At 72.9% G+C, this 10,608-nt stretch carries 10 protein-coding genes; 7 read left to right on the forward strand and 3 right to left on the reverse strand.

Features of this window, described 5'->3' with window-relative positions; translation table 11 throughout:
• The first annotated feature begins 3 nt into the window (after positions 1-3).
• Complete coding sequence (locus ACIQOU_RS26290) at positions 4-1,209, forward strand: MAB_1171c family putative transporter (protein ID WP_401539631.1); 1,206 nt, start codon at positions 4-6, stop codon at positions 1,207-1,209.
• Between the two features lie 14 nt (positions 1,210-1,223).
• Positions 1,224-2,618, forward strand: a complete 1,395-nt coding sequence (locus ACIQOU_RS26295) for an FAD-dependent monooxygenase (RefSeq protein WP_401539633.1) — start codon at positions 1,224-1,226, stop codon at positions 2,616-2,618.
• Between the two features lie 235 nt (positions 2,619-2,853).
• Here ACIQOU_RS26295 and ACIQOU_RS26300 read toward each other — a convergent pair whose 3' ends face one another.
• Both ACIQOU_RS26300 and ACIQOU_RS26305 read right to left on the reverse strand, forming a co-directional pair.
• Entirely contained in the window at positions 2,854-3,708 is an 855-nt protein-coding gene (locus ACIQOU_RS26300) for an SMP-30/gluconolactonase/LRE family protein (protein ID WP_401539636.1), read from the reverse strand.
• Positions 3,705-4,478 (reverse strand): IclR family transcriptional regulator, encoded by a 774-nt coding sequence (locus ACIQOU_RS26305; RefSeq protein ID WP_401539639.1) that lies wholly within the window; start codon positions 4,476-4,478, stop codon positions 3,705-3,707. Before ACIQOU_RS26305 ends, ACIQOU_RS26300 begins: the two co-directional genes overlap by 4 nt.
• Before the next feature lie 512 nt (positions 4,479-4,990).
• Between ACIQOU_RS26305 and ACIQOU_RS26310 the strand changes: the two genes are divergently transcribed.
• The gene (locus ACIQOU_RS26310; RefSeq protein ID WP_401539642.1) at positions 4,991-5,626 is read left to right on the forward strand and encodes a hypothetical protein; all 636 of its coding nucleotides are present in this window, start codon (positions 4,991-4,993) and stop codon (positions 5,624-5,626) included.
• Here ACIQOU_RS26310 and ACIQOU_RS26315 read toward each other — a convergent pair.
• A complete protein-coding gene (locus ACIQOU_RS26315; protein ID WP_401539645.1) occupies positions 5,592-6,617 on the reverse strand; it encodes a RimK family alpha-L-glutamate ligase in 1,026 nt (341 codons plus the stop codon). The genes ACIQOU_RS26310 and ACIQOU_RS26315 overlap by 35 nt on opposite strands.
• A gap of 457 nt (positions 6,618-7,074) precedes the next feature.
• On the opposite strand from ACIQOU_RS26315, the gene ACIQOU_RS26320 reads away from it, so the two are divergent.
• The 4 genes from ACIQOU_RS26320 (at position 7,075) to ACIQOU_RS26335 (ending at position 10,525) form a co-directional block, all read left to right on the forward strand.
• A complete protein-coding gene (locus tag ACIQOU_RS26320) occupies positions 7,075-8,541 on the forward strand; it encodes an acyl-CoA synthetase (protein WP_401539648.1) in 1,467 nt (488 codons plus the stop codon).
• A 136-nt stretch (positions 8,542-8,677) separates the two neighbouring features.
• Positions 8,678-8,812: a hypothetical protein gene (locus tag ACIQOU_RS26325; RefSeq protein WP_401539651.1), complete on the forward strand. Its 135-nt coding sequence runs from the start codon at positions 8,678-8,680 to the stop codon at positions 8,810-8,812.
• A 471-nt stretch (positions 8,813-9,283) separates the two neighbouring features.
• A complete protein-coding gene (locus ACIQOU_RS26330; RefSeq protein ID WP_401539653.1) occupies positions 9,284-10,321 on the forward strand; it encodes a rod shape-determining protein in 1,038 nt (345 codons plus the stop codon).
• Between the two features lie 9 nt (positions 10,322-10,330).
• Positions 10,331-10,525, forward strand: coding sequence for a hypothetical protein (locus ACIQOU_RS26335; RefSeq protein ID WP_401539656.1), 195 nt, complete (start codon positions 10,331-10,333; stop codon positions 10,523-10,525).
• Positions 10,526-10,608 lie beyond the last annotated feature (83 nt).

The raw sequence follows: 10,608 nt of genomic DNA on the forward strand, positions 1-10,608 counted from the left end.
CCCATGGGAAACGAGGGGGAGTCGGTGGGCACCACCGCTGTCGTCTACGTGGCCGCCGGTGCGCTCGCGCTCTCCTCCCTGCCGCTGTTCCGCAGACCCCGCGAGACGCTCCGCAACCCGCTGACCGTGTCCACGTGCGCGGCGATCGTGCTCGGCGCGCTGGTCTTCGTCTGCTCGGCGCCGCTGACGCTGGCCACCGTCAACCGGCTCACCGGCATTCCCAACTTCGGTGCCCCGCTCACCTACGGGATGCTCTCCGCGTACAGCTGCTCGCTGCTGGTCCTGATGGTCAACTGGCGTGGCGGGCCCCGGGATCAGGTGCGGCGCAACGTGTGGCGGGCGGTCGCCGCCTACGGGCTGCTGATCGTCGTGCTGATCACGCTGTTCCTGTGCGGCGACGCGCGGACCGAGCGATTACGGGACCTCGACACGTACTATGCCCGCACGCCCTACCTGCGCGAGATGATCGTGCTCTATCTGCTGGGCCACACGGCGGCGACGGCCCTGCTGTGCGCCCAGTGCCTGAAGTGGGGGCGTGAGGTGAGCGGGCTGCTCGCCACCGGGCTGCGGCTGATCCTGGCCGGCATCGCCCTGGACGTCGTCGGCTTCCAGCTGACCAAGTACACGGCGGTGGTGGCCCGTTGGACCGGTCACGACCTCGATGTGCTGTCGACGGAGGTGGCGCCGCCGCTCGCGTCGCTGGCCGGTCTGGTGTTCGCGACCGGGTTCGTGCTGCCCCGGCTGCTGCCGCTGGCCGTCGTGCACTGGCGCAGCGTCGGCGACTACCGGCGGCTCGGGCCGCTGTGGTGCCGGGTCCGGTTCGCGTCCACCGCGCCGGAACCGCCGGTGAGTTGGTTACAGACCCCGCTGGAACGGCTGCGGTGGCGTGAAGTCTCCATCCACGACGCCCTGTTGGCGCTCGCCCCGTACTTCGACGACACCGTCCGCAGCCACGCCCAGGCCGCCGCCCTGGCCGCCGGGCACGGACCGCACCGGGCGCGGGTGGCGGCCGAGGCCGCGATGCTCGCCGACGCCACCCGCCGCGCCGCCGCCCACGAGGTGCCGCCCGGACCCGCGCCGGTCCCCTACCGGCTGCACGCCACCGAGGTCACCGGACCCGGCGGGCTGGTCGAGCTGGCGCGGGAGCTGGCGGCGGCCCCGGGACCGGACACATCGGGTGAAGGTACGGTGAGTGCTTCCTCCGGGTGAACAGGAGCCCCAAGTTGCGAAGAGCTGTCGTCATCGGCGCGGGACTGGCCGGTGTGCTGGCCGCCGCCGCCCTCGCGCCGGCCGTGGACGAGGTCGTCGTCCTCGACTCCGACGAGCTGCCCGACGGGCCCGTCCACCGCCGTGGCCTGCCGCAGGGCCGGCACGCCCATCTGTTCATGACCGGCGGGCTCGCGGCCATGGACGACCTGCTGCCGGGCGTGGACATCCGCCGCCTGCTCCTGGACGCGGGCGCCCACGAGATCGACGCCGCCCGGGACATGGTCGCCCGCACCACGGAGGGCTGGCTGCCGCGCTGGCGCCACGACGGGCCCCGGGTGCTCAGTTGCAGCCGGGCGCTGGTCGACTGGGTGGTCCGGGACGCGGTGCTGCGCACCACCGGCGCCCGGATACGCAACGCCCGCGCGACCGAACTCCTCGGTGACGCGGGCCGGGTGCGCGGGGTGCGCGCCTGGGACCAGGACGGCGACACCGACCTCGCCGCCGACCTGGTCGTCGACGCGAGCGGGCGCGGCTCGCGGATCGTGCGCTGGCTCGACGTGCTCGGCGTCCGGGGCGTCGAGGAGCGGTCCGTCGACACCGGCCTGGTCAACGCCACCCGCGTCTACCGCACTCCGGCGGGCGCCGAGCGTTTTCCGCTGACCGTCATCCACGCCGACCCCTACTCCGGGCGGCCGGGGCGCAGCGGGATGGTCATGCCGATCGAGGGCGACCGCTGGATGGTCAGCCTCGGCGGCACCCGGGGCGGTGAGCCGCCGTCGGACGCGGACGGATTCCTGCGCTACGCCCTGGAGTTGGCCGACCCGGTGGTGGGCCGGCTGATCTCCGGCGCCGAGCCGCTCACCGACGTCCACCTCTCCCGCAGCACCAGCAACGCCCGGCGCTATCTGGAGAAGGTGCGGGACTGGCCCGAGGGTCTCGTGGTGCTGGGCGACGCGCTCGCCACGTTCAACCCGAACTACGGGCAGGGCATGTCGGTGGCGGCGCTCGAAGCGGGCGTGCTGGCACGGGAGTTGGCGCACGGTGACGTGAGGGCGACCGGTCTGGCGCGGCGGGTGCAGCGGGCGGCGGCGCGACCGGTGGACGCGGCCTGGACCATCGCCCTCGGCCAGGACGTCTGGTACCCGCAGGTGCGCGGCGGTCGCCCCGGAGTCGCGGATCGCCTGGTCACGGCGTTCTCCCGGCGCCTCACCAAGGCGGCCACCGGCTCCTATCCGGCGGCGGCGGCCCTGTGGGACGTCAGCACCATGACCACCGGCCCGGAACGCCTCCTGCGTCCCTCCACCCTGCTCGCCGTCCTCAACGGCCCGCTGCTGCCGCCGACTTCGACGCCGCCGCTGACCGAGAGCGAGCAGAAGATCGTCCGCTCCCTGGACCGAACGGCCCCCTGACCAGGGCGAGTCGGCCACCCCGATACCGACCGGGGGCGCAACGGCGATGAGGGCGGCCCGCGTTGACGGCCGACGCGGGCCAGCCCGGCCGCCGTTGCCCCGCCTGCGCGGGATCACGGCGGCGCCGGTGCCTCCTCAACGTGGGTGGGCGGGGCCGCCGTTGCCCTGGCGCGGCGGGCCGCCCAGCCGTCGGCGACCTGGCCGCCGTCGCAGCTGCCCCTCCGCGTGGCCCTGTTCAGCCCGCGAAGGATGGCTGGGCGAGGCCCTTGCCGGCGCCCGGGACGACCAGGAGGGAGCCTGCCAGGGGTGGCGGGGCGGTCAGTCCGGTGGTCGCCGTCGTGATGTAGAGGTCGGTCAGGTCGGCGCCGCCGAAGGCGCAGGCGGTCGGGCGCGGAACCGGGAGGTCGACGACCCGGTCGAGGCGCCCGTCCGGCGTGTAGCGGCGCACCGCGCCCCCGTCCCAGAGCGCGACCCACACACAGCCGTCGGCGTCGACGGTCAGCCCGTCCGGGAACCCGGCGCCGTCCTCGACGACCGCGAGGGTCCGCCGCCCGGCGACCTGACCTGTGTTGATGTCGTAGTCGAAGACGTCGACGCGGCGGGTCGGGGAGTCGATGTAGTACATGAGACGGCCGTCGGGGCTCCAGCCGGTGCCGTTGCTGACGGTGACGTCGTCGAGAACCGTGCGGACGGCGCCGTCGGCGGTGATCCGGGAGAGGGTGCCGCCGCCGGGGGCCTCGTCGTAGCGCATGGTGCCGGTCCACAGGGCGCCGTCGGGGGCGACGGCGGCGTCGTTGGCGCGGCGGCCGGGGACCGGCTCGTGGTGCAGCCAGCGGAAGGTGCCGTCGGGGTCGAGGAGGCCGACACCGTCCCGGAGATTGAGCACAAGTCCCCCGCCCACGCGGGGTTTTACGGCGCCGACGTGCTGCTCGGTGACGCGTACCGTGCGCCGCCCGGAGCCGGGCGCGTAGGTGTGGACGCGGGAGCCGAGGATGTCGATCCACAGCAGCCGCTCACCCGCCGCGTCCCAGGTGGGACCCTCCCCGAGCGTCGCCTCGGCGCGGACCGCGACCTCGTACCCGGCGCTCACGCGACGCTCCGGTAGCCGAGCCGCTCGGAGAGTTCGGCGGCCCCCTTGGCGGCCAACTGCTCCAGTTCCAGGCGGCGTTCGTCGCTCCAGCGGATCATCGGGACGGAGATGGAGAGCGCGGCGACGACCTGTCCCGTGCGGTCGCGCACCGGGGCGGCGACGCAGCTGACGTCCGGGTTCGACTCGCGGCTCTCGACGGCGACCCCGCGCTGCCGGATCGCGGCGAGGGCCTCGCGCAACAGGGCCGGGTCGGTGATGCTGTTCGGGGTCATCCGGACGAGGTCGGCGTCGTCGGGAACGCGCGCGGCGATCTCGTGCGCGGGCAGCGAGGCCAGCAGCATCTTGCCGACGGAGGTGCAGTGGGCGGGCAGCCGCCGCCCCGCCGCCGACACCATGCGCACCGCGTGAGTGGAGTCCACCTTGGCGATGTAGATGACGTCGGCGCCTTCGAGGATGGCCACGTGCACGGTCTCGTCGCAGGTCTCGGCGACGGACCGGGCCACCTGCTGCCCCTCGGCGGCGAGGTCCAGCTGCTCGGCGTACCGGCTGCCGAGCTGGTAGGGCCGCACCCCGAGCCGGTAGCGTCCCGGCTGGCTCGGGACCTGCACGATGTACGAGCGCGCGGCGAGCGTGGTGACCAGCTCGTGCACGGTGGTGCGCGGCAACTGGAGCCGGCGCACGATGTCGGGGGCGGAGAGCGTCCCGTCCCCGTCGAGGAAGAGCTCAAGGATGTCCAGAGCCCGGGTCACGGCAGGTACGAGGCGTCCCACGATCGACCCCTCCTTATAAGTTCCGAGGCACTCACGGAGAGCGCCTGTGTTCGATATTTCAACAGCCGATCGGCATAACGAACACAGGCTAGTCATACGGCGTTTCACCCGGCAATGGTTCTGCCGACTCCACCTCACCGAACGACCCGATCGACACCACCGGAAACCCGACAGCCCGACGCGATCACCACCTTCCCTCCCGGCGACACCACAGACCACTCCCAACGACGCCGAGCAACCCCGAACGACTCCGAACGACTCCGGGCAACTCCGAGCAACTCCGAACGACCTCGAACGACCTCGAACGACTCCGAGCGGCTCCGAGCGGCTCCGAGCGGCTCCGAGCGGCTCCGAGCGGCTCCGAGCCGGGCAACGACCGTGCGGGTCACGGCCGAGACCGGCTGATGACCGGCTGATGACCGGGTATACGGCCTGTGATCAGGCGGCCCGTGACGTCGGCCTGACGTGCCGCCCCGGCGCCGTCCGCCCGCGCGGTGGGCGACGATGGGGTCATGCCCTCGCAGACACCTCCCGAACGACCGGACACGCGCGCGGCGAAACCGTTCACGCCGCTCGATTTCCAACTCGTCCTGCTGCGCCGCATGGCCGATCACCAACCGGAGTTGGTGGCCGACGCCCGCCGCGCGCTGGGCGTCTCGACGGCCGAGATGCGCGAGGCCAACAAGCGTTGGCAGGCGATGCGGCACGCCCCGCGCTCCCGGGCAGCCGCCGCCCGGTACCGCTCCATCCTGGGCACCCCCGAGTCGACGACCCCGCGCACCCTCGGTGACCTGGCGTGCGAGGCCCTGACCTGGCCGGTCCCCCTCTGGCCCGACCTGCGCCTTGAGGTCCTGCTCGCCCCGAACGGCGCCGTCTGGAACGAATGGCTGGTCCGCGCCCCGGGCGCCCCCGCCCCCAGCCTGCGCACCCTCGCCGATCTCACGCCCTGGTCCTGCACGGTCGACGAGGCCGCCCGCGCCTTCGCCCCGGCCCGCCCGCTGGAGGGCACCGCCCCCAACCGCTGGGGCCTCGCCTTCACGGCCCTCGACGCGGAGGGGGTCCGACGGGAGGCGGTGGCGGAGTTCACGTGGGGGTTGGTGCAGCGGACGGAGATCAGGAACGGGCCGCCGCGAGGATCGCGTCCCTGACCCCGGTCACCGAACCGGGATGCAGGAACAGGAAGAGGTTCGGCTCGACCAGCTCCAGTTCCATCACCCGCACGTCTCCTGCCGCGTCCCCGTCGACGAGGTCCACGCGCGCGTACAGCACCTCCCGCGCCCCGGGAACGGCGGCCAACGCGCGTTCGGCGACGGCGAGTTCGGCCGGTGTCGGGGTCCAGGGCTCCAGGCCGGGGTGGGCCACCTTGTCGGCGTCGTAGGCGGTGCCGGGAGCGAGGACGGCACGCTTGCGGCTGGCGTGCAGCAGGCGTCCGCCGAAGAACTGCAACGCCCGCTCGCCGCCCACGTCGATGCCCCGCATGTACGGCTGGACCATCGCCGTCAGCCCCTCGGCACGCAGCCGCGCGAGATGCCGCAACGCCGCCTCCCGCTCCTCGGGCCGATACCGGGCGGCGTAACGGGCACCCGCACCGGAGGTGGGCTTGACGACGTACTCACGGTCGCGGGGAAGGTGGGGCGGGGTGGGAGTGCGGGGGTTGTCGGGGGCGGCTGCGGAACTGCCGGGGGTGGGGTGGGGCGCGGGTACTACGGGTACTCCTGACGCCGCCCGGCCGCCGGGGGTGGGGGCGGGTGCGGGTGCGGGTACTCCGGGTACCCCGACCCCCGCGAGATCGCCCGGGGCCAGGTAGCTGGTCGGTACTACGGGTACCCCCGCCGCCGCGAGGTCCCCGAGGTACCGCTTGTCGGTGTTCCAGCGCACCACCTCGGCCGGGTTGGCCAGCCGCGTGACCTTCCCGCACCGCTCGGTCCACGCCATGAACTCCGCCGCACGCCAGCTGTAGTCCCAGGTCGACCGCAGAACGACGAGGTCGTAACCGGCCCAGTCGGCCTCGGCGTCGTCCCAGCACACCCCGTCCGCCTCGGCCCCTGCGGCACGCAACGCGTCGAGCAGCACGGGCAGATCCTGGTCCTTGTGCGGCTCGGACCCGGGGTCGTAGGTGGCGAGGGCGATGCGGGGCACGGGGGCCTCCGTTCTGTCACGGCCGCGGATGACTGGCGTCCACTGCGGGGTTCTCTGGGGGACTTCACTTACGGGGGTTGGCTTACGGGGATTGCCTTACGGGCGCCCCTGACGGGGGTTGGACCTACGGGACTTCCCTGACGGGGGTTCCCCTTACGGGAGTTCCCTGACGGGGCTCTCCCCTTCGGGAAGTCCCGGACAGGGCTTCCCTGACAGGGCTCCCCCCTACGGGAGTTCCCCTACAGGGCCGGGCGGCGGGCTCCCCACCCCCCGTCACACAACCGTCGGACATCCGTACGAACAAGCTACCCGGGCCCCCCGCAACGGCCGCAAGCCGTGTGACCTTCCCCTTGCGGCGCGGCGAGCGAGGCGGGCGGTCCGGACAACGTCAGGGGTGTGGTGGCGGACGTGGTGTAGGAACGGGGGTGATGTCCCCCACCAGCTAGGAGTACGCCGCGTGTCCTCCCCTCTCTTCCCCGCCCTGGAGAGCCCGAGCGAACGGGTCGCCCTGAGTTTCGGTGACCGCAGCCTCACCTACGCCGAACTCGCCCACGCCGCCGACACGTTGGCGGCCCGGATCGCGGACGCCGGCCGGGTCGCCGTCTGGGCCACCCCGGCCCTGGAGACGGCCGTCGCCGTGGTGGCCGCCCTGCGCGCCGGAGTGGCCGCGGTGCCGCTCAACCCCAAGTCGGGCGGCAAGGAGTTGGCGCACATCCTGACGGACAGCGCCCCAACGGCGGTGCTGGCGGCTCCCGTTGACGAACTCCCGCCCCCGCTCGCCGCCTTGGCCCGCATCGACGTCGACGTACGGCCGACGGCCACCGCACAGACGTTCACGAAGGACGCCTCCCCCGAGGACCCGGCGCTGGTCGTCTACACCTCGGGGACGACCGGCCCGCCCAAGGGTGCCGTGCTGCCGCGCCGGGCCCTCGCCACCACCCTGGACGGGCTCGCCGACGCCTGGCAGTGGACCGGCGACGACGTCCTGGTGCACGGGTTGCCGTTGTTCCATGTGCACGGCCTGGTGCTCGGCATGCTGGGCCCGCTGCGGCGCGGCGGCTCGGTCCGGCACCTGGGCCGGTTCTCCACCGAGGGCGTGACACGGGAGCTGAACTCCGGCGCGACCATGCTGTTCGGGGTGCCGACGATGTATCACCGCATCGCCCAATCCCTGCCGGAGGAACCGGAGTTGGCGAAGGCGTTGAGCCGGGCGCGGCTGCTGGTCTCCGGGTCCGCCGCCCTGCCGGTCCACGACCACGAGCGGATCACGGCGGCCACCGGACGCCGGGTCGTGGAGCGGTACGGCATGACGGAGACGTTGATGAACACCAGCGTGCGGGCGGACGGCGAGCCCCGCGCCGGGACGGTCGGCGTGCCGCTGCCCGGGGTGGAACTGCGGCTGGTGGAGGAGGACGGCACGCCGATCGAACGGTTCGACGGCGAGACCGTGGGCGAGATCCAGGTGCGCGGCGCCCACCTGTTCACCGGGTACCTCAACCGGCCGGACGCGACGGAGGCGGCGTTCACCCCGGATGGCTGGTTCCGTACCGGGGACATGGCGGTGCGGGATGCCGACGGGTACGTGCGCATCGTCGGCCGCAAAGCCACCGACCTGATCAAGAGCGGGGGTTACAAGATCGGGGCCGGTGAGATCGAGAACGCGTTGCTTGAGCATCCGGGGGTGCGGGAGGCGGCGGTCACCGGCGAGCCGGACGCCGACCTGGGCGAGCGGATCGTCGCCTGGATCGTGCCGGAGGACCCGCAATCCCCGCCGGGGGAAAGGGAGTTGGCCGACCATGTCGCCGGACGGCTGGCCCCGCACAAGCGCCCCCGGGTGGTCCACCATCTCGACGCCCTGCCCCGCAACGACATGGGGAAGATCATGAAGCGTTCCCTGACGGCCGACCCGGGCAGGAGCGCGTGACGGGCCACCCCGGGGGAGGGGACCGATCCGGACAAGGGCGCGTGGCTCGATCCGAACAGGGGAACAGTTGCTCCCCAGAACAGGTGATCGTCGCTCCTGAGATCGCCCGGGGCGGGCCGGACCGACAATACTGACGGTGCGCAATCAACGGGATGCATACCGTAGTTGGCGCGAGTCCCACGCACGTATCGCACCAAGGAGAAGCACCACCATGAACGTTCTCACCGACATCGTCGCCGCCCTGGCCCACTTCATCGGCTGGCTGGTCTAGCACCTGCGAGATGTCGTCAGGGAGTACCGCGGCGCCGCTTCCCCGTCCCAGGGAGGCGGCGCCGTCCGCATGCCCCCTCCCCCAGGGCCCTTACGCCTCCGGGACTACCAATCCCTGCCCCCTACAACCCGTACACCCCCGGGACCACCGGCCCCGACCCCGACCCGACCCCGTACGACCCGTACACCTCCAGGACCACCGACCCCGACCCTCCCCACGACCCGCACCCCCGAAGTCCCGAAGTCCCGAAGTCCCGATCTTCGGACTCCCGGACTCCCGGACTCCCGACCTACCGACAACCCGTCACTTATGCCACCCCTACAGCGGTCCGCATCACAGAACCCCCCATTCAGCCGCACCCCGCCCGGCCCCCCACAACAGGCGACCCCGCCCGCCGCGCCGCACGATGCCTAGGAGAGGACCGCCGTCCGGCGGCCACCCAAGGTCTGTGTTCTCGGGAGGGACCCGCCCATGACCGCCAGTCTGGAGCAGCTGCGCCGCTGCCACTTCGCCGTCGATCTGGGGGCGGCTCGGACCCGCGTCTACGTGAAGGGCTCCGGCCTCGTCGTGGACCAGCCGTCGGCCGCCGCCGTGAACACCCGCACCGGCGCCCTCATCGCCGTCGGCGAGTTCGCCGAGCAGATGACCGGCCGCACCCCGGACTACATCCGGGTCGTCCGCCCGGTCTCCGGCGGCACCGTCGTCGACATCGAGATGGCCCAGCGGATGCTGCGGCACCTGCTCGGCGACAAGATCCGCCGCACCCTGCGCCGCAATCTCCTGCTGCGCGCGGCGGCCTGCACCCCGCACGACGCCGACCCGCTGGCCCAGCGCGCCACGATCGAGACCCTCGTCGGACTCGGCGCCCGGCGCGTCGAACTGGTGGACACCCTGATCGCCGCCGCCGTCGGCTGCGGACTCCCCGTGGAACGCCCCGAGGCGACCATGATCATGGTGTGCGGGGCAGCCGCCACCCAGGTCGCGGTGCTCTCCCTCGGCTCGATCGTGACGGCCGAGCGCATCCCGGTCGGCGGCGAGGCGGTGGACCACGCGATCGTCCAACACCTGCGCCTGGAGCATAAGTTGATGCTGCCGAGCCAGTCCGTGCGGCCGCTCACACTGGCGCTGTCCGACAACGGTCTCACCCCGCAGGGCCCGACCTCCACCGAGATCCACGGCCGGGACGTGGCCACCGGACTCGCCCGCTCCGTGCGCGTCGACACGGCGGCCGTGCGGGGCGCGATCGAGACCCCGATGACCGCCGTTCTGGACGGTATCGGCCGCGTCCTGCGCGACTGTCCGCCCGACCTGGTCGCCGACCTCGTCGACCGCGGGATCATGATGGTCGGCGGCAGCGCCCGGCTCCCCGGTCTCGACCAGATGCTGCGGCGGGCCACCGGAATGCCGGTGCACATCGCCGAGCAGCCGGACATCTGCGCTGTTCAGGGGCTCGGCGCGATGCTGGAGGGCCGGATCGAGCCGATGGTCCTCGATCCGCTGTCCACCTGACCCGGCCGGATGCCCGACCGGCTGCCACCCCTCCTCGAAGCGGTCCTCGGGGTCGGGGCGGAACTCGAACTGCGCACCACCCTCCAGCGCCTCGTGGACAGCGCGGCCGAGCTGACCGGCGCCCGGTACGCCACGCTCGCCACCACCGGCCCCGGCCTCGACGGCCTCCCCGAGATCCGCACCCCGGGTCCCCTAGATGAGTGAGTCCGATGTGTGTGCTGGTAGCGACCATGGCGAAGGGCGCCCGTTGGTCAGTGTGTGAAGACAGACCTGGACGCCCTTCTGAC

Origin of the sequence: Streptomyces sp. NPDC091279 (genome assembly GCF_044757465.1) — a bacterium.
In the GTDB taxonomy this organism is placed as follows: domain Bacteria; phylum Actinomycetota; class Actinomycetes; order Streptomycetales; family Streptomycetaceae; genus Streptomyces.